The sequence below is a fragment of the Chloroflexota bacterium genome, assembly GCA_016235055.1.
In the GTDB taxonomy this organism is placed as follows: domain Bacteria; phylum Chloroflexota; class Anaerolineae; order JACRMK01; family JACRMK01; genus JACRMK01.
Window position 1 is genome coordinate 1 of record JACRMK010000084.1, and the last position, 18662, is coordinate 18662.

Annotated in this window: 16 protein-coding genes; 11 read left to right on the top strand and 5 right to left on the bottom strand. The window is 65.2% G+C overall.

The genetic code is table 11. The features are described from left to right. The first annotated feature begins 604 nt into the window (after nucleotides 1-604). The 9 genes from ftsY to HZB53_20175 all read left to right on the top strand — a co-directional run bounded on the left by ftsY (nucleotide 605) and on the right by HZB53_20175 (nucleotide 10025). Entirely contained in the window at nucleotides 605-1531 is a 927-nt protein-coding gene (gene ftsY / locus HZB53_20135) for a signal recognition particle-docking protein FtsY (GenBank protein MBI5879964.1), read from the top strand. A gap of 105 nt (nucleotides 1532-1636) precedes the next feature. Then, nucleotides 1637-2701 carry a peptide chain release factor 2 gene (gene prfB, locus HZB53_20140; protein ID MBI5879965.1) on the top strand — a complete coding sequence of 355 codons (1065 nt, stop codon included), beginning with the start codon at nucleotides 1637-1639 and terminating at the stop codon, nucleotides 2699-2701. A gap of 44 nt (nucleotides 2702-2745) precedes the next feature. Next, a complete protein-coding gene (locus HZB53_20145) occupies nucleotides 2746-3867 on the top strand; it encodes a citrate synthase/methylcitrate synthase (protein MBI5879966.1) in 1122 nt (373 codons plus the stop codon). 72 nt (nucleotides 3868-3939) lie between these two features. Then, on the top strand, nucleotides 3940-5670 hold the full coding sequence (locus HZB53_20150) for an AAA family ATPase (protein ID MBI5879967.1): 1731 nt from the start codon (nucleotides 3940-3942) through the stop codon (nucleotides 5668-5670). A 36-nt stretch (nucleotides 5671-5706) separates the two neighbouring features. Continuing rightward, nucleotides 5707-6210 (top strand): metallophosphoesterase family protein, encoded by a 504-nt coding sequence (locus HZB53_20155; protein ID MBI5879968.1) that lies wholly within the window; start codon nucleotides 5707-5709, stop codon nucleotides 6208-6210. Between the two features lie 105 nt (nucleotides 6211-6315). After that, complete coding sequence (locus HZB53_20160) at nucleotides 6316-7578, top strand: CBS domain-containing protein (protein MBI5879969.1); 1263 nt, start codon at nucleotides 6316-6318, stop codon at nucleotides 7576-7578. 32 nt (nucleotides 7579-7610) lie between these two features. Beyond that, on the top strand, nucleotides 7611-8870 hold the full coding sequence (locus tag HZB53_20165) for an Nramp family divalent metal transporter (protein MBI5879970.1): 1260 nt from the start codon (nucleotides 7611-7613) through the stop codon (nucleotides 8868-8870). A 17-nt stretch (nucleotides 8871-8887) separates the two neighbouring features. Then, nucleotides 8888-9691, top strand: a complete 804-nt coding sequence (locus HZB53_20170) for a DUF1444 family protein (protein ID MBI5879971.1) — start codon at nucleotides 8888-8890, stop codon at nucleotides 9689-9691. Continuing rightward, a complete protein-coding gene (locus HZB53_20175; GenBank protein MBI5879972.1) occupies nucleotides 9684-10025 on the top strand; it encodes a methylated-DNA--[protein]-cysteine S-methyltransferase in 342 nt (113 codons plus the stop codon). The genes HZB53_20170 and HZB53_20175 overlap by 8 nt, the downstream gene beginning before the upstream one ends. A gap of 217 nt (nucleotides 10026-10242) precedes the next feature. Here the strand turns inward: HZB53_20175 and HZB53_20180 are convergent, their stop codons facing one another. From HZB53_20180 to HZB53_20200, 5 genes are all read right to left on the bottom strand, one after another. After that, nucleotides 10243-11667 (bottom strand): DnaJ domain-containing protein, encoded by a 1425-nt coding sequence (locus tag HZB53_20180; GenBank protein ID MBI5879973.1) that lies wholly within the window; start codon nucleotides 11665-11667, stop codon nucleotides 10243-10245. A gap of 6 nt (nucleotides 11668-11673) precedes the next feature. Further along, nucleotides 11674-12651 (bottom strand): hydroxyacid dehydrogenase, encoded by a 978-nt coding sequence (locus HZB53_20185; protein MBI5879974.1) that lies wholly within the window; start codon nucleotides 12649-12651, stop codon nucleotides 11674-11676. Between the two features lie 160 nt (nucleotides 12652-12811). Continuing rightward, the gene (locus HZB53_20190) at nucleotides 12812-13939 is read right to left on the bottom strand and encodes an aminotransferase class I/II-fold pyridoxal phosphate-dependent enzyme (protein MBI5879975.1); all 1128 of its coding nucleotides are present in this window, start codon (nucleotides 13937-13939) and stop codon (nucleotides 12812-12814) included. Between the two features lie 35 nt (nucleotides 13940-13974). Continuing rightward, on the bottom strand, nucleotides 13975-14733 hold the full coding sequence (gene fabL / locus HZB53_20195; protein ID MBI5879976.1) for an enoyl-[acyl-carrier-protein] reductase FabL: 759 nt from the start codon (nucleotides 14731-14733) through the stop codon (nucleotides 13975-13977). A 53-nt stretch (nucleotides 14734-14786) separates the two neighbouring features. Next, on the bottom strand, nucleotides 14787-16073 hold the full coding sequence (locus tag HZB53_20200; protein ID MBI5879977.1) for an MFS transporter: 1287 nt from the start codon (nucleotides 16071-16073) through the stop codon (nucleotides 14787-14789). A 512-nt stretch (nucleotides 16074-16585) separates the two neighbouring features. On the opposite strand from HZB53_20200, the gene HZB53_20205 reads away from it, so the two are divergent. Further along, the gene (locus HZB53_20205; protein MBI5879978.1) at nucleotides 16586-17377 is read left to right on the top strand and encodes an SDR family oxidoreductase; all 792 of its coding nucleotides are present in this window, start codon (nucleotides 16586-16588) and stop codon (nucleotides 17375-17377) included. A 49-nt stretch (nucleotides 17378-17426) separates the two neighbouring features. Then, nucleotides 17427-18653, top strand: a complete 1227-nt coding sequence (locus HZB53_20210) for a M20 family metallopeptidase (protein MBI5879979.1) — start codon at nucleotides 17427-17429, stop codon at nucleotides 18651-18653. The last annotated feature ends 9 nt before the right edge of the window (nucleotides 18654-18662 follow it).

An 18662-nucleotide genomic window follows, 5' to 3' on the forward strand; every position in this document is an offset into this window, starting at 1 on the left:
ACTTTCCAATGCCGCTTGCGATGCGCTGGCCCTCAGGCGCTTGTCACGCAAGCTGGCCCGCCGAAAAAGTGGCGCTGCCCTCCCCCCGACCCCCTCCCAACTTCGTTGAGAGGGGGCGAGATTCTTAGGGGAGGTGCGCGGCGGCTACGCCGCCGCGCACCTCCCCGTTAGCTTTTCCCCTTCTCCCCGCGCACGCGGGGGAGAAGGGGCAGGGGATGAGGGGGCATATTGGCAGCCGACTCCAAAATGAGAATTGCTGCAGGCAGTCGGGTATGCCAATGAACTGTCGGAACGCCGCAGTCCGTCATGCCGGCGTGTCGTTGTCCGCTGGCCTCACGCCAGCGGACGGTTAACGGTCAGCGGCGGGAAGCCGCTGACCACCGCCGGCATCCATATCCGCATGTGGCAAGCGTCCGGGCCGTGGTTGTCCAGACTGGATTCCGGCCAAGATCATACCGGAATGGCGGCTTGGCAGGCCGCGGCTGGCTTCTTGCCCGCCGACAGTCTTCGGGTATACCCCGGGCAGTCGCGCCGCGCGAAATATCCGCCCCTGCCGTATTCATGTATAATCGGAAGGACACCCGCACGCAGAAAGACGCACCGCATGTTTGCACGCTTTTTCGGCCGCAATAAAGAAGAAAACAAAGAGAAGATCGACCAGGGACTGGCGCGCACCAAGTCCTCGGTCTTCGACCGCATCAAAGAACTGTTCGTCGAGAGCGACATCACGCCGGAGCTGTACGACGACCTCGAAGCGCTGCTGATCCAGGGCGATGTTGGCATGGCCGTGACGGAGCCGCTGATCGAGCGGCTGCGCAAATTGAACCTCAAACGCGCCGATGAGGTGCGCCAGGCGCTCAAAGCCGAACTGGTCAACATCCTGACGACGAGCGCCAAGCGCGCGCCCGACGAGCCGCGCCTGCTGACGGTGCACCTGTTCATCGGCGTCAACGGCACCGGCAAGACGACGAGCATCGCCAAACTAGCCAGCGTCTACAGCACGCAGGGCCGCAAGGTGGTGCTGGCCGCGGCCGATACCTTCCGCGCCGCCGCCATCGACCAGTTGCAGGTCTGGGGCGGGCGCGTCGGCGTGCCGGTCATCGCGCACCAGCCCGGCGCAGACCCCGGCGCGGTTGTCTACGATGCCATCGTGTACGCCTTCTCGCACAAAGCCGATATCCTGCTGATCGACACCGCCGGGCGGCTGACGACCAAGTTCAATCTGATGCAGGAACTGGGCAAGATTCACTCGGTGGCCGCCAAGCAGGTGCACGCCGCGCCGCACGAGACGTTCCTGGTGCTCGACGCGACGACCGGGCAGAACGCGATCTCGCAGGCGAAGAACTTCACCGAGGTCGCCAAAGTCACCGGCATCATCCTGAGCAAGCTGGACGGCACCGCCAAGGGCGGCGTCGCCTTCGCCATCAGCAAGGAACTGGGCATCCCGATCCGGTTTGCGACGACGGGCGAAAAACTCGACGATATCGCCGAATTCGATCCGCAGGATTTTGTGGACGATCTGTTTGAGTGAACACCTCACAGGTCTCAAACTTGTGAGGTATTTCTACGCCATTTTCTGGAGAGACCGTGGAAGAACTGCAGAGCCAACTGACCGAACTGGACACGCGCATCGCTCATCTCCTGGTGCGTCTTTGACGTAGCCGGCCAGGAACGTGAAATTGCTTCGCTGGACGAGCAGTCGGCGCAGCCCGATTTCTGGCAGAACGCCGAGCAGGCCCAGGAGACGATGCGCCGCCTGTCGGCGTTGAAGGTGGATGCTTCGGCGTGGCGCTCGCTGGAGCACCGCGCCCGCGACGCGTTCGGCCTGCTGGAACTGGCGGCCGAAGCCGGCGACGCGAACATCGTCGCGGAGATCGAGCAGGAGGCGGCCGCCATCAAGCGCGACCTGGAGCAGCGCGAGTTCCGGTTGATGCTCTCTGGCAGCCATGACCGCAACAGCGCCATCCTCGCCATCCACGCCGGGGCGGGCGGCACCGAGTCGCAGGACTGGGCCGCCATGCTCCTGCGCATGTTCACGCGCTGGGCCGAGCGCAAGGACTTCCGCGTCGGCCTGGTGGACGAGACGCCCGGCGAAGAGGCGGGCATCAAGAGCGTCACGCTGGAGATCAGCGGCGAGTACGCCTACGGCTACCTGAAGGGCGAGATGGGCGTGCACCGCCTGGTGCGCCTGTCGCCGTTCGACTCGGCGCACCGCCGCCACACCTCGTTCGCGCTGGTCGAGGTGATGCCGGAACTGTCCGACGACATGAACGAGATCGAAATCCGAACCGACGAAGTGAAGATGGACGTCTTCCGCTCCAGCGGCGCGGGCGGCCAGAACGTGCAGAAGACCTCCACCGCCGTGCGGTTGACGCACCTGCCGACCGGCATCGTCGTGACCTGCCAGAACGAGCGCTCGCAGGTGCAGAACCGCGAAACGGCGATGAAGGTGCTCAAGTCGCGGCTGTACGAACTGGCGCATGCCGAGCGCGAGGAAGAGATCGCGCGCATCAAGGGCAAGCACGGCGGCATGGGTTTCGGCAACCAGAACCAGGTGCGCTCGTACGTCCTGCACCCGTACCAGATGGCCAAGGACCAACGCACCGATTTCGAGACCAGCAATACGCAGGGGGTGCTCGACGGCGACCTCGACCCATTCATCGAGGCGTACCTGCGCCGACAGATGCCGGTTGGCCGTTAGCCGCGCCCGCGCTATTGGCGCATAATCCGCACACGGAGGGGTTGATGTCGAATACGCCTGTCAAGGGCCTGCGCGGCGTCGTGGCCGGACAAACCGCGGTCAGCCAGGTGTACGGCGAGGAAGGCCGCCTCGTCTACCGCGGCTACAGCATCCGCGACCTGGTCGCCCACGCTACGTTTGAAGAGGTTGCGTACCTGCTCTGGAACGGCGAACTGCCGAACCGGGCGCAAGCCGAACACCTGCAGCACCAGATGGCAGCCGAGCGCGCCCTGCCGGGCATGGTGATGGATTTCCTCGGGCGCGTACCGAAGGACGCCGCGCCGATGGATGTGCTGCGCACGGCCGTGTCGATGCTCGGCCTGGTGGACCGCCAGCAGACGCCGACCGTCTCGCAGGCGATCAGCGCCACCGCCAGGGTCGCGACCATCCTGGCGGCGTTCCACCGCATCCGCACGGGCCAGTCGCCGCTGGCGCCGCGCGCCGATCTGAGCCATACCGGCAACTACATTTACATGCTGACCGGCAAGGAGCCGAGCGAGGTCGCCGCGCGCTGCCTGGGCGCGTACTTCATCCTGCTGGCCGACCATTCGTTCAACGCCTCGACCTTCACCGCGCGCGTCGTGACCTCGACCGATTCCGACCTGTATTCGGCGCTCAGCGCGGCGATCGGCGCGCTGAAGGGGCCGCTGCACGGCGGCGCGCCGTCGCTGGTGCTGGCGATGCTGAACGAGATTGGGTCGTCCGACAGAGCGGAAGCGTGGCTGCGCGACTCGATCGCGGCGCGCAAGCCGATCATGGGCATCGGCCACCGGGTGTACCGCTCCGAGGATCCGCGCGCCGAAGTCTTGCGCGGGCTGGCGCAGGAGGTCTGCGAGCCGGCATTCTTCCAGTTTGCTTATGATGTGGAGCAGACGGCGCTACGGCTGGTGCACGAAAACCCGCGCGCCGCGCGCATGTACACGAATGTGGAGTATTACAGCGCGGCCGTCCTACACGCGGCAGGCCTGCCGCCCGACCTGTTCACGCCGACCTTCGCCGCGAGCCGCACGTCGGGCTACACCGCGCACATCCTGGAGCAGCACGCCGAGCACGATCTGATCCGCCCGCTGGCTGCCTACAGCGGCCCGACGGACAAGCAGGCCGTGCCGCTGGCGCAGCGCGGTTGAAATAATCAGACCCGTCGGGTTTCCAGTGCCTCCTTGGTCCACTGCCCTCAGACAGAAACGGACGATTTGATTATGCTAACCCAACTCCGCATCAAAAATTTCAAGCGGCTCAGCGACGCGTCCATTGAATTGGGCAAGGCAGTAGTCTTTATCGGTCCCAACAACTCCGGCAAGACGACCGCGCTGCAGGCGCTGGCCTTGTGGGAAATCGGGTTGCGGCGTTGGATGGAGAAGCGCGGTGGCCACTCTGCTGCCGAGCAACGCCCCGGCGTCGCGATCAACCGACGAGATCTGATTGCCATACCGGTGCCCGATGCCAACCTATTGTGGCGCGACCTGCATGTACGCAATGTCGAGCGGCCGGATGGACGGCAACGAACCCCAAATATCCGCATTGAGATCGTGGTGGATGGTGTGACAGATGGAAGAACCTGGTCATGCGGCCTTGAGTTCGACTATGCCAATGAGGAATCATTCTACTGTCGTCCCCTGCGTTTGGGTGAAAAAGACTCGGGTCAGCGGATGCCCATACCCAATGCCGCGACAGCAGTTCGCACCGCATTTCTACCGCCAATGTCAGGTTTGGCAGCCGTAGAACCTAAATGGGAAGCCGGGCGGGTGAACGTGTTGATTGGCGAAGGCCAGACTGCGCAGGTGTTGCGTAACTTATGCCACCAGATTTATGAGTTGGCGGACACAAATCCGGGGTGGGGCGAGTTATGCGGACATATTCAACGGTTGTTTGGTGTGGAGTTGGTACCGCCACGTTATATCAAGGAGCGCGGAGAGGTCACGATGGCCTATCGTGAGCCTCACGCACTGGAGTTAGACCTGTCTTCGGCTGGACGCGGCCTGCAGCAAACGCTCTTATTGCTGGCGCATCTGTACGCTAATCCAGGAACGCTGTTGCTACTGGACGAGCCTGACGCGCACTTGGAAGTCCTGCGGCAACGGCAGATCTATCAACTCCTGACTGCGGTCGCTGAGGCGCAGGGTTCGCAGGTGATTGCCGCGAGCCATTCGGAAGTCGTGTTGAATGAAGCTGCCACCCGCGACCTGGTCATTGCGTTCGTCGGACGACCGCACCGCATCGAAGGTCGCAATAGTCAGGTTATGAAGGCGCTCACTGATCTGGGCTTCGACCAGTACTATCAGGCCGAACAAACGGGGTGGGTGCTTTACCTGGAGGGGCCGACCGACCTCGCGATACTGCAAACATGGGCGCGCGCACTCAATCACCCCGCGGCGACGGTGCTGGAGCGTCCATTTGTGCACTATGTTGCGAACAACCTCCCCCAAATAGCACGCGACCATTTCTATGGCCTGCGCGAAGCGAAGCCGGATCTCGTGGGGTTGGCGATCTTCGACCGACTCGACCGGCGATTGAACGAAGGACAGCCGTTGACGGAGCTTATGTGGATGCGCCGGGAAATTGAAAATTACCTGAGCACCGAGGCGGTACTCCTGTCATACGCACGTGCCAATTTGCCCGGCGATCTATTTGGGGCGGCAGAGGCTGACCGGCGCGAACAAGCCATGCGGGACGCCATCGGAGAGGTTACCGCCGCGCTGGCGACCTTCGGCAAGCCAGGTCCGTGGTCAGCGGACGTGAAAGCAAGCGACGATTTTCTCTCGCCTTTGTTCCGCGCATATTTCCGAAGACTTGACTTGCCCAATCTGATGGACAAGAACGACTACCATGCGCTGGCGCAGCTTATGCCGCGGGAAGTCCTTGATCCGGAGATCAGCACGATGCTTGATGCGATCGTCGCTGTGGCTGCGAAAGCGCAACCAGCAGAATAAATATCTTCAGCTTCAGGTGAGCGTTCGCCTCTCGCTATGCTCATCGGCGTCATCTCCGACACCCACGGATACTACGACTCGCAGATCGACGCGCGGTTCGCCGGCGTCGACCTGATCATTCACGCCGGCGATATCGGCGGCGAGCCGGTCCGCAGCGCGCTGGCGCGCATCGCGCCGGTGGTGGCCGTGCGCGGCAACGCCGACGTCGGGCAACTGGGCCGCCTGCCGCTGATCCAGACGGTCGAAGCGGAGGATGCGCGCCTACTGGTGACGCATATCGCCGGGCTGCCGGAGCGCATGTCGCGCGAGGTGCGCCGCGCCTACGAGCAGATGCGGCCCGACGCGGTGATCTTCGGCCACAGCCACCAGATTCAGGCCGCAATCGCCGACGGCGGCACGTTGTTCTTCAACCCCGGCGCGGCCGGCAAGCAGGGCTTCCACACGGTGCGCAGCATCGGCCTGCTGGAAGTGCATGGCCGGGCGATCACAGCGCGCCATATCGAGTTGCATCCCCGCTACGCGACCCGCACCGGCGATTGAGCCGTGCCGGGCAAATTTCCACCAAATTTTAACGGCAGACCCATTGATTTTTCCCCCAATCGATCTATAATGGCGTGACGAAAGTTTAGCGGGGCGAGGTGGTCTATGGCCTATTTGAGCGAGATCGTCGGCCGCGAAGTGGTTGACAACAAAAGCGCCTTCCTCGGCCGCCTGCAAGATGTGCTGATTGTGATCGGCGAGCGCGAGGCGTATCCGCGCGTCGCCGCGCTGGCAGTGTCTACACGCGACCCAGAGCAACCGCATCTGCTGCCCTGGGGCGGCACCGAAGACATGGCCGGCACGCGCATCAAGCTGCAAAAACCCTCTTCCAGCCCCTACGTCCTCGGCGGCAACGAGGTCTGGCTGGCGCGCGACGTGATGGACAAACAGGTGATCGACATCAACGACCACCGTATCGTGCGCGTCAACGATCTCGAACTAGGCAAGATCGGCACCGACTACTGTTTGATCAACGTGGATATCGGCGGGCGCGGCCTGCTGCGGCGCCTCGGCTGGGAAGACACGGCCGACCGTGTGGCGCGCGCGCTGCGGCGCACGCTGCCCGAGCGCGAGATCGCCTGGAGCGAGATGAGCTTCCTGCCGGGCGGCAGCCTGCGCATCAACGTGGCGCGCCATCAACTGGACAACCTGCACCCGGCCGATATCGCCGAGATCCTGGAGGATGCCGGCCCGGCCGTCGCCGCCGAGCTGATTCGCAACCTCGACGACGAGAAGGTGGCCGACACGCTGGAAGAACTCGACCCCGAATTCCAGGCCGAGGTGCTGGAGAAGTTCAGCGACGAGCGCGCCGCCGACATCGTCGAGGAGATGCAGCCCGACGAGGCGGCCGACCTGCTCAACGAGATGGACGAGGAGCGCCGCGAAGACATCCTCAATCTGATGGACAAAGAGGAGAAGGCGGAGGTCGAGGAGCTGCTGGTGCACGAGGAGGACAGCGCCGGCGGCCTGATGACCACCCGCTATGTGAGCGTGCCGCCGGGATTGACGGCCGGCGAGGCGCTGCGCCGCCTGCGCGACAGCGCCGCCGCCCGCGAAGCCGAGACGATCTACTACGTCTACGTCACCGACGCCGACGAAACGCTGCGCGGGGTGGTTTCGTTGAGCGACGTGGTGCTGGCCGATCCGGGCGCGCAGTTGGAGGAGGTCATGCACAAGCACCCGGTGACGGTCTTGCCGACCGCGCCGCGCGAAGATGTGCTCGAGCTGATCTCGCGCTACGATCTGCTGGCGGTGCCGGTCGTGGATGACCAGAACCGGCTGCAGGGCATCGTGACCGCCGACGACGCACTGGAAATGATTCTGCCCGAAGAACTGAAAGTGAAACTGCCCCGGATGTTCGTGCACTAAGCCTTCACGCCACCCGATCCGAGAGCCCGTCTATGAACCTTCAACAACGCTGGAAAGCCATGCGTCCGCGCCTGCTGCTGTTCCTGGCCGTCGTCGGGCCGGGGATCATCACCGCCAATGTGGATAACGACGCTGGCGGCATCACGACATACTCCGTCGCCGGCGCCCATTATGGCTACGGCCTGATGTGGGAGTTGGTGCTGGTCACCGTCGCACTGGTTATCGTGCAGGAAATGAGTGCGCGACTGGCCGTCGTGACCGGCAAGGGGCTGGCCGACCTGATCCGCGAGAGTATGGGTGTGCGTATCACCGCGCTCATCATCGGGCTGCTATTGATCGCCAATCTGGCCAACACGGTCAGCGAGTTTGCGGGCGTCGCCGCCAGCATGGAGATTTTCGGCATCAGCAAATACATCTCGGTGCCGCTGGCCGCAATCGGCGTCTGGCTGCTGGTCGTCAAGGGCAGCTACAAGATCGTCGAGCGCGTCTTCCTGGTTGCCAGCGCGCTTTATTTGTCCTATGTCATCTCCGGCGTGATGGCCGACCCACCGTGGGGCGAGGTCCTGCGCGCGACGGTTTCGCCGACCTTCCAGCTCGATGCCGGCTACGTCATCATCTTCGTCACCGTGATCGGCACAACCATCGCGCCCTGGATGCAGTTCTACCTGCAGTCGTCGATTGTGGACAAGGGCATCAAGCTGAGCGAGTACAACTACGAGCGGCTGGATGTCGTGGTCGGCTCGCTGCTGGCGCCGCTGGTCGCGGCGTTTATCGTCATCGCGTGCGCGGCCACGATCTATGTCAAGGGCATACCAATCAGCACGGCGGAAGATGCAGCGCTGGCGCTCGGTCCGCTGGCCGGGCAGTACGCGGCGACGCTGTTCGCGTTCGGCCTGTTGAACGCCTCGGTGTTCTCGGCGGCGATCTTGCCGCTGTCCACCGCCTATGTCGTCTGCGAGGCGTTCGGCTGGGAGTCGGGCGTCAGCCGCGACTGGAAGGATGCGCCAGTCTTCTTTGGCATCTACACGACCTTTATTGTGCTGGGCGCAGCGATCATCCTCCTGCCGATCCGCTCGTTGATCGAGGTGATGCTGGCCAGCCAGACGCTCAACGGCGTGCTGCTGCCGGTCATTTTGATCGCCATGCTGAAACTGATCAACAATAAGCGGTTGATGGGCGCGTACGTCAACGGCCGCATCTTTAACACGCTGGCCTGGGTGACAGTGATCATTCTCATCGGGCTGACCGTCCTGCTCGTGGTCACCAGCGTCTTCCCGGGATTGCTGGTCTGAAGCAGGCCGGGTAATCTATGGACGAACAGAGTCCCGAACTGTTCCAGCGCCTGCTGGCCGCGCGCCTGCGCGAAAACGGCTGGCTGGTGGAGGAAGTCGCCCCACTGCAGATCCGGATCGGGCGCGACGACGCGGATGACATTACGCTGAACCTCGGCAACCTGTACGCCGCCTACCAGAACGGCGCATCGCTCGACCCGATCGCCGAGACCGTCCTGCAACTGCTGGACGACGGCGGGCTGGAGCCGGAGACCGATGCGCCGCTCGACTTGCAGCGGCTGATGCCCCTGCTGAAGCCGCGCGAGTTCCTGCGCGAAGTCGAACGCAGTCGCGTCGAGGCGATTGTCTGGCGGCCGTTCATCACCGACGACGTAATCGTGACGCTGGTGATCGACGCCGATGACAGCGTGCGTTACGTGCGCGAGCGCGAGGCCGAGGCGTCGGGGCAGTCGCTGGACGACCTGCTGGAGACGGCGCTGGCGAACCTGATCGCGCGCACCGGCGGCGATGCGTACGAAGTCGGCGGGGCGGAAGGCAGCGCACTGTTCGTGCTGGCCACGCAGGACGGCTACGATGCCACGCGTATCCTGCTCAAGCCGCTGCTGGAACGGCTGGCGAGCAAGGTCAAGGGTGAACTGGTGATCGGCATCCCCAACCGCGATTTCCTGGTCGCGTTCGGCAGTGCGGATCCGGCCATGGTCGCGGCGATTGGCCGGCAGGTGGCGCTCGACGCGCAGTCGCGCCCGCACCCGCTGACGAACACCTTGTTCACGTTCCGCAGCGGCCAGTTGGAGCGCTATGGCCCGGCACGACATGGTTAACCCCCCATCGTTTTTTGATCGGGTCTACGCCGTAGTGCGCCTGGTACCGAAGGGGAAAGTGGCCACCTACGGGCAGATTGCCACACTGTTGGAAAACCCGCGCGCGGCGCGTACCGTGGGCTGGGCGCTGAACGGGCTGCCGCCAAAGCTGGCGGGCAAAGTGCCCTGGCACCGGGTCATCAACGCGGAGGGGCGCGTCAGCAACGCCGCGCACCGCGACGAGCAGATGCGCCGCCTGCGCCGCGAAGGCATCCGATTCGACCGCAACGGCTACTGCGACCTGCGTCGCTACGGCTGGGAGCCGCCGCCGGGTTTGCTGCAGCGCATACGGTAAACAAAAACCGCTCCGCACATACTGAATGTGCGGGGCGGTTCGCTAGAGCGGTTTGCGAAACAATCCGACATAGTACAGCACAGGGCTGTGCGCCGCATGTAGGGACAGGCCTTTGGCCTGTCCGACGGGCAGGCGACGTGTCGCACCCTTTGGGGTGTCAAAGACCTGCCCCTACGCGGCGAATCGCATGGCGTGCCCAATGTTTATGCGAAATGTCCTATTGCTGCACGGAGTAGATGCCCGGCGGGAACACCTCGCCGTCGAGCGGCGGACCGGGGAAGCGGCCATTGCGCGATACGACGGCCAGCGTCCCGTTCAACGGCAGCAGCGAGAACGGCTGGAGCGTCGCCAGGTAGATTTCACCCCGGTCGGTGTCATCGAGCCGGCCGTTGCCGTTGCTGTCACGGACCACGACGTCGATCACCACCTGGCGCGAATCGGCCGTCCAGGCGATGCGCCGGATGCGCGGCGTATAGTAGTAGAACGGCGCGCCCCGGCCCGTCACGTTGTAGACGTAGAGGACCGACCCGTCGCGCCCGCTGACCTGGAACGCCAGCAGGTTGCCATCCGGCGACCAGGCCAGGTTGGCGCCGGGCTGGTCGCCGATTAGGCGTTTATCCCGCGTGTTCGCGTCGATCACGACCACCCGCGCGGCGGCCCCGTTGCCGGCGACGTAGGCATCGCGCCGGATTGACTGATAGGCCACCACGGAGCCGCGCGGCGACCAGACCGGGTTGCTGTCACGCAGCAACGGGTCATCGGTCAGCGCCGCGCGCTGGCTGCCGTCGGCGTTCATCGTGTACAGAAAGCCGGAGTTGAACTCGGCGAAGACGATGCGCGCGCCGTCCGGCGACCACGAGGGCGACAGCTCGATTAGTTCATCCGTGCGGGTCAGGTTGGCCTTCACGGTGCCGTCGGCGTTGCCGACGAACAGGTCGCGGCCGCCCGCGTTGCCGGTCGCTTCGCTGGTCACGAGCTTGCTGCCGGGCGCCGCCAGTGGCGGGAGCGGATATGGCGCCACTCGGCTGGCGGACGGTGAAGGCGTGGGCGGTGGTGTTGGTGTGCGGGTCGGCGTCGCGGTCGGTACAAGCGTGTGGGTGGCCGTCGGCGTGCGCGTGGCCGTTGCTGTGGCCGTCGGCGCCGGCGTCGCGGTCGCCGTTGGCGTTGCCGTCGGCGTCGGGCTGGGCGTCCAGGTCGGCAGCGCCGTAGCGGCGGCAATCGGAATGCGTGTCGGCGTGGCGAGCAGCGTGGCGCGAATGACCGGCAACTGGTCGCGCAGGGCGAACAGCGTGCCCGTCAGCGCGGCCAGCACCAGCAGCGCCGTCGCGCCGGCCCAGACCAGCCACGGGCGCCAGTTGCGCGCGTACCCCGGCGGCGCGGCGTATGCGTACGCGTAGCCTTCCGGCGGCATCGCCGCCTCGACGGCCAGCCGCGCATCGTACGCCTGCCGCTTGTGCTCGTCGCCGAGCACGTCATACGCCGCGTTGAGCAGTTTCATGTGCTCGGCGGCGATATGCGACTTGTTGGAGTCCGGGTGATACTGGCGCGCCAGTTGCCGGTACGACCGCTTGATCTCCTCGGCGCTGGCGTCGCGCCTGACGTGGAGCAGTTCGTAGTAGTCCGACACGGTGCAACGGGTCAAGCGGGCTTACGCGCGCCGCTTTGCCCAGACCTCGCGATTGGCCAGCCAGCGGGGGGGCTCGCCGCGCAGGACGGCGCAGACTTCCTCCGCCGCGCCGACGCTCATCTGGTACACGCCATCCTCGGTGCGCGAGGCGACGTGCGGCGACAGCACCACGTTGTCCAGCGCAAGCAGCGGGTTGCCGGCCGGGGTTGGCTCTTCCTCGAACACGTCGATACCCGCGCCGGCGATCGTGCCCGCGCGCAGCGCGTCGATCAGCGCCGCCTCGTTGATGACTGGGCCGCGCGCGCAGTTGACTAGGTACGCCGTGCGCTTCATCGTTTTCAGCTCGCCGGGACCGATCAGGCCGCGCGTCTGCGGCGTCAGCGCGCAGTGCAGCGACACGAAATCGGCCTCGGCCAGCACGTCCGACAGCGACGGGCGCAATTCGACGCCGGTCTGGGCTGCACGCTCGGCCGTCACGTACGGGTCGAAGCAGATGACGCGCATGTCGAAGCCGCGCGCCATCTTGGCGATGGTGCCGCCGATGCGACCAAGCCCCACCAGGCCGAGCGTCTTGCCCTTGAGCTCGATGCTGAGCGGAACGGCGTTCTTCGAGTTCCAGCCCTTCGCGTGGAAGTCGCGGTCGATGCGCAGCGTCTGCTTGGCGAGCGCGATCAGGAGCGAGAAGGCGTGCTCGGCGGTGGACTGCGTCGGCGCGTCGGGCGTGTGCACGACGCAGACGCCGTGCTTCGTCGCATCCGCGAGGTCGATGTTGTCGATGCCGATGCCGGGCCGCCCCACCACCTGCACGGTCGCCGACTGGGCCAGCGTCTCATCGTTGATCTGCCAGGCACTGCCGATGATGATGGCGTGGGCCCGCGCGAAAATCGCGCGGCGCTCGGGGGTGTCGCTCGGCAGCGGCCCGATCACCTCGTGGCCTGCGGCGTTCAGAATCGCGAGGCCCTGCGGGTGCAGAGGCATGTCCAGCAAGATGGTTTTCATGGTCGCTCCTGTTGCTCAATGCGCTGTCGTGGGCTGTGAAGCAGAACACGAAGCCGGCCCGCGCTTCGTGTTCGGAAAAGCCATATTGGATTTTACCGCGATGCACCCAACAATTCAAAGCAGACCTCGCGGGTTTTCAAAACCCACGAGGTCTATTGGGTCATCCGCGTCCCGAGGCAATCGAACGCAGGATTTCATCCACGCGGTTCAACCCGGTCTTCAGGTACGCTTCCGGCGCGCCGTAGCCGATGCGCATGTACTTGTCCATGCCGAACTGGTCGCCCGGCACGATCAGCACGCTTTGCTCCGCGCGCAGCCGCTCGGCCAGTTCCGACGAGTTGACGTCGAGATGGTACTTCAGGTATCCGATGGCGCCGGCGCGCGGCGGCACGAGGCTGAACATCGCGCCGTGCTCCTCGATCCAGCCTTCGAAGATCGGGTAGTTCTTCTGCAGGATGCTGCGCGTGCGCGCCATGATGCGCTCGCGGGTGGCGGGTTGCAGCGCCAGGCGGGCCATCACGTCGCTCAGCGTGCCGGGCGCGATCGTGGTGTAGTCGTGGTGCTTCCACGCGCGCGCGACCATATCGGCCGGCCCGGCGATCCAGCCGATGCGCAGGCCCGGCAGGCCGTACGCCTTGCTTAGGCCGTTGGTGATGATCGTCTTCTCGTAGCGGCCCCACATCGTCGGCGTGGTGGCGCCTTCGCGCTCCGCGCCCTGGTACACCTCGTCCGAGAGCACGTACGCGCCCACCGAGCGCGCGGCGGCGGCCACCGCATCCATCGCCTCGGGCGACATGACCGCGCCGGTCGGGTTGTTCGGGTTGCAGACGGCAATCAGCCGTGTGCGCGGCGTCACGACGCGGCGCAGCTCGTCGAGATCGGGCTGCCAGGCCAGTTCCTCGCGCAGGTGGAACGGGCGAATGTTCGCGCCCCAGCCGCGCGTGATGCCGTGGATCTGCATGTAGTTGGGCAGCATCATCACGACGTCGTCGCCCGGCTCGACCAGGCTCCAGATGGTGAGAAAGAGCGCCTCGGCGGAGCCGTTGCAGACGATGACATTGTCTTCGTTGGCGCCGGCGTACAGTCCGGCGATCATCCGCCGCAGTTCCGGCGTGCCGTTGGACTGCGAGTAGCCGAGCTCGATCGCAAGCAGGCGCTCGGCCTCGGCCGCGCTGCCGGCCAGTTCGCGCGCGGACATCGGGTGCACGCCGCTCTCCGAGAGGTTGTACTCCACCAGGTTTTCGTAGGTGGACTGCCAGCGTTCCATCGTAAACGGTTCGAGTTTCATGTCAGCTCCATGCAGTGATTTGGGCCGGCGCCGGGCTATACCACGTCCAGGGTGAAGCCGCCGTCCACCAGGATCGTCTGCCCGCGGATCATAAACGCGTCCGGCGAGCAGAGGAACGCGACGGCCTTGGCGATGTCTTCGGGGGAGGTCAGGCGCCCGGCGGGTGTGCGGTCCCGGCTGCCGGTCAGCATCTGGTCCCGGTGCTCGAAGTGCTCCAGCGCCTCGGTTTCAACAATGCCGCCGCTGACGGCGTTGACGACAATGCGATCCGGGGCGAACTCGACGGCCAGATAACGCGTCAGCGACTCGATCGCCGCCTTGCTGGCGCCAATCACGACGTAGTTCGGCAGCGTGCGAAACGAGCCAAGCGACGAGATCGACACGATCGCCCCGCCGCCGCGCGCCTTCATCAACGGGTGCGCCTGCTGGGCGCAGAACAGCACCGAGCGCGCGTTGATGTTCATGGTCCAGTCCCAGCCTTTGACCTGCTGCTCCAGTACCGGGCGGATGTAGCCGGAGGCCGCGTTGCACACGAGGATATCCAGACCGCCAAAGACCGCTTTGACCTCGGCAAACATCTTCTCGATCTGATCGACTTCGCCGACGTTGGCCCGGATGATGTGCGCGCGCCGGCCCAGCGTGCGGATCTCCTCGGCGGTCTCCTCGGCCGGCTTGCGGTTGCGGAAGAAGTTGACGACAATGTCCGCGCCTTCGCGCGCCAGTTCCAGCGCGATCGCGCGGCCAATGCCGCGCCCGCTGCCGGTGATCAACGCAATCTTGTTCTCAAAACGCATAGCGTACTCCGTGGCAAATTTCGGTCGGATTGTAACATCGAAAACGGCGCGGCTCAATCGGCCGCGGCGCGCGGGTGGGCCGCCAGCCGGCGCGGCTCGACGATCGGCACGGTGAGCATGAGCGAAACCGCCAGCACCGCAACGACGACGATGAACATGCCGGTGTAAGAAACGGCATCGACCAGCGCCGCGCCGATCAGCGGCGCGAGCGCCAGCACGCCGCTCAGTGTGTTCGTCAGCCCGACATACGTCACCCGCTCCTGGGGCGGCGCCAGCTCCAGCACGTAGTTGATGAAACCGAGGATGCCGGACGATTGCCCGACGCCGACCGCGACGAACACGAGCGCGTACACCCACGGACCGAGCGCGCCAAGCGTGCCGCCCGTGGCGAACACGCCAAGCGCCAGCAGCGGCGCGGCGAGTTGGATGGTCAGCGCGGCCAGGATGACCGCTTTGCTGCCGGAGCGTTCGCTCAGGTAGCCGAGCACCGTTCCCGCCAGCAGGCCGCCCAGCACCTGCGCGGAGACGAACAGCCCGACGTTGTCCGCCGCAAAGCCCAGCCGGTCAGTGGCGAAGATAATGTAGAACGGCAGCGCCATGTTCGCCATGCCGCCCACCAGGCGGGCGGCGGTGACGCGCCGGAAGTGCCCGTCGGTGCGCAACACACGCCCCAGCGCCGGGAGATAGTCCTTAAACGCCATGCGCTCTTCGCTGACCGGCTGCACCACTTCATGAACGAAGCCGGAACTGATCCATGACAGCACGATACCGCAGCCGGCGATGGCGAAGCACAGCGCATAGCTTAGAGGAAATGCCGGTCCCTCCGGCGACAGGATCAGCTTCACCACTTGCCCAGCGCCGATGCCGAGCAGCGAGGCGATGATCTGCGCCGTGCCCATCATCCGCCCGCGGCGATCCGCCGGCACCGACTTGCCCATGATGTCGAACCACGGCACCGTCGAGATCGAGTCGCCGATGTTAAAGAGCGTGTAGCCGGCGTAGAAGACGATCAGGATGAGCGGGCCAGGCGCGTTGGGGTTCAGCATCAGGAACAGCGCAAACAGCCAGGGCAGGCCCCGGTGTATGAACCCGCTGTACATCATGATCGGCTTCTTACGCACGCGATGCGCGATCAGGTTCGATATGATCAGTTGCGGGATCAGGAAGCCGCCCATCTGGATCGTGTTGATCAGGCCGATGATCCCGGGCTCGTCGGTGAAGTGGCGCACGAAGGTCGGCATCACGGTCGTCGGGTTGATAAACGTCATGCCGACGCCCCACGCGATGTAGTCGCACGCGAAGGCGAGCATGGTGATCTGGGTCTTGCGTTCGTTATCCATAGGCAGGTGCTGGCGACGAAAAACGCCGCGGAATTGACGCGGCGCCATTGTGACGCGACGCCCATTTTACCGGGCGCGCCGCATTTGAGCAAACGCGACGCGGCAGGCGCGCCGCCCAGCAATTCTCATTTTGGAGTCTGTCCACCAGGTTACCCCCCTCATCCCCTGGCCCCTTCTCCCCCGCGCGCGGGGGAGAAGGGGAAAAGCTAACGGGATTGGCGCGGCGGCTGCGCCGCCGCGCCAATCCCCATCGAATCGCTCCCCCTCCCAACTTCGTTGGGAGGGGGTCGGGGGGAGGGCAGCACGGCGTACTCGTCGAATCGGCTTGCGCGATAAGCGCCGAGCACCACCACATGACAAGCCGGCATTGGAAAGTACCAGCCAAAGCCAAATTGAGAACTGCTGCGCGCCGCCCGCGCGCCTTGATATGTGCGGTATGCTTGTGCTACAATGCGCGCCGTGCAGCCGTCCGCGTGCATCCACCGCGCTATTTTCTCATGTGAGGATTCGCCATGTTCGACTATCGTTCCCTGTTCAACCTGAGCGGGCGCACCGCGCTGGTCGTCGGCGCGGCCAGCGGCATCGGCCGCGCGTCGGCCGGCGTGCTCGCCGCGTTCGGTGCGCGCGTCTACTGCGCCGACATGAATCTCCCCGGCGCCGAAGTCGTCGCCGCCGAAGCGCGCGCGCAGGGCGCCGAGGCGTCCGCCGTGGCGCTCGATATGCGCGACGCCGCGCAGGTTGTCGCCACGCTCGAGCGGATCGAAGCGCAGCATGCCGTCGATGTGCTGGTCAGCACGCCGAGTATCAACGTGCGCAAGCCGTTCCTGCAGATCAGCGACGAGGAGTTCGACCGCGTGATCGGCCTGAACCTCAAGGGCACGTTCATCTTGATGCGCGAGACGGCGAAGCGCATGGCGTCGCGCCAGCGCGGCAGCATCATCGTCTTCTCCAGCATCCGCGCCGACGTCGTCGAGCCGGGCCAGAGCGTCTATGCGGCGACCAAGGCCGGCACGCGCCAGTTGGCGCGCACGCTGGCCAGCGAGCTCGGCACGCAGGGCGTGCGCGTGAACATCATCGCGCCCGGCGTCGTCGAAACGCCGCTGACCGCGCCGATCAAGGCCAAGCCGGACTGGTACCAGGCCTATGCCGACAAGAGCGCCCTGCGCCGCTGGGCGCGGCCGGAGGAGATGGCCGGCGCCGTGATCTACCTCGCATCCGATGCCAGTTCCTTCGTCACCGGCGCGACCGTGACGGTCGATGGCGGCTGGACAGCGCAGGACGGCCGCTTTACGCCGCCGCTGTAAGCGCGTCCATCGGGTGCGGGTCCGGCATGCCCATGTGCATTGAGCTTTCATGATAACCACCATTGAGCAACACGTCCTTTCTTTTATTGACGACGATGAACTGATACGCTGGGTGCAGGAGTTGACGCGCATCAAGAGCGTCTGGCAGCCGGAACTGAACCACGGCGAGGCGGACGCGGCGCAGTGGGTTGCGGAGCGCTGCCGGGTGATCGGGCTGGACGTGCATGTCGAATACCCGCACCCCGCGCGCCCCAACGTCATCGCGCTTTACGGTGCCGGCACGGGCCCCACGCTGATGTTCGAGGGGCACACCGACGTCGTGACCGAGGGCGACCCGACGCAGTGGACCGACCCGCCGTTCAGCGCCGCAATTCGCGACGGGCGCATCTACGGGCGCGGCGCCAACGACATGAAGGCCGGTCTGGTATGCGCGCTGGTTGCGATGCAGGCGATCATGCGCAGCGGCGTGCGCCTGAACGGCAATATCCTGATCGGCGCGGTGTGCGACGAAGAAGGCCCCATGATCGGCATCAAGCACTTCGTCGATCGGGGCTGGGCCGACCGCGTGTCCGCCGCGATTATCTGCGAGCCGGAAGAGAACCATCTATGCATCACACAGAAGGGCGTCATGTGGATCGAAGCGACGATCCACGGCGTGATGTCGCATGGCGCCATGCCGCTAACCGGCGTGAACAGCGCGTATCCGATGGCGCGTTTTCTGACACTGGTGCATAGCCTCGAAGAGCGCGAGATCGCGGTGCATGGCCGCGACCCGCTGCTCGGCCAACCGAGCATCACCCCGACGATCCTGCGCTCGCCGCCGGCCGGCGCTGGCGAGCCGCAGAAGAACGTGATGCCGGCCGCAACGGACGTGGTGCTCGACTTCCGGCTGATTCCGGGGCAGGAGCCCGACGCGCTGGCGCGGCAGGTCGAGGCCATGCTGGCCGCCGTAGTTGCGGTGGACCCGCGCCTGCGCACCACGATGCGCGTGGTCGAGGTGCGGCAGCCAACGAAGACCGACCGCAATCATCCGGTCGTCACAACGCTGGCTTCGGCGTTCAGAGACCTGACCGGCCGCGAGCCGGTGTATGGCGGCGTGCCGGGATCGACCGACGGCACGATCTTGAATGCGCGCAAAGGCATTCCGATTGTCACGTGCGGCCCCGGCGATATCTATATCCCGCACCACATCGACGAGTGGGTCAGTATCGACGAAATAAAGACGGCCGCGCGGATGTATGTGCTGGCCGCGCTACGCTATCTGGGTGTGAACTGATGGCCCGCC

Excerpts from the sequence above, each read along its gene's own strand:
- HZB53_20165 (MBI5879970.1), top strand. The coding sequence starts at position 7,611 with ATGAACCTTCAACAACGCTGGAAAGCCATGCGTCCGCGCCTGCTGCTG.
- HZB53_20175 (MBI5879972.1), top strand. The coding sequence starts at position 9,684 with ATGGTTAACCCCCCATCGTTTTTTGATCGGGTCTACGCCGTAGTGCGC.
- HZB53_20155 (MBI5879968.1), top strand. The coding sequence starts at position 5,707 with ATGCTCATCGGCGTCATCTCCGACACCCACGGATACTACGACTCGCAG.
- HZB53_20200 (MBI5879977.1), bottom strand. The coding sequence starts at position 16,073 with ATGGATAACGAACGCAAGACCCAGATCACCATGCTCGCCTTCGCGTGC.
- HZB53_20150 (MBI5879967.1), top strand. The coding sequence starts at position 3,940 with ATGCTAACCCAACTCCGCATCAAAAATTTCAAGCGGCTCAGCGACGCG.
- HZB53_20190 (MBI5879975.1), bottom strand. The coding sequence starts at position 13,939 with ATGAAACTCGAACCGTTTACGATGGAACGCTGGCAGTCCACCTACGAA.
- HZB53_20210 (MBI5879979.1), top strand. The coding sequence starts at position 17,427 with ATGATAACCACCATTGAGCAACACGTCCTTTCTTTTATTGACGACGAT.
- fabL (MBI5879976.1), bottom strand. The coding sequence starts at position 14,733 with ATGCGTTTTGAGAACAAGATTGCGTTGATCACCGGCAGCGGGCGCGGC.
- ftsY (MBI5879964.1), top strand. The coding sequence starts at position 605 with ATGTTTGCACGCTTTTTCGGCCGCAATAAAGAAGAAAACAAAGAGAAG.
- HZB53_20170 (MBI5879971.1), top strand. The coding sequence starts at position 8,888 with ATGGACGAACAGAGTCCCGAACTGTTCCAGCGCCTGCTGGCCGCGCGC.
- HZB53_20205 (MBI5879978.1), top strand. The coding sequence starts at position 16,586 with ATGTTCGACTATCGTTCCCTGTTCAACCTGAGCGGGCGCACCGCGCTG.
- HZB53_20145 (MBI5879966.1), top strand. The coding sequence starts at position 2,746 with ATGTCGAATACGCCTGTCAAGGGCCTGCGCGGCGTCGTGGCCGGACAA.
- HZB53_20160 (MBI5879969.1), top strand. The coding sequence starts at position 6,316 with ATGGCCTATTTGAGCGAGATCGTCGGCCGCGAAGTGGTTGACAACAAA.
- HZB53_20185 (MBI5879974.1), bottom strand. The coding sequence starts at position 12,651 with ATGAAAACCATCTTGCTGGACATGCCTCTGCACCCGCAGGGCCTCGCG.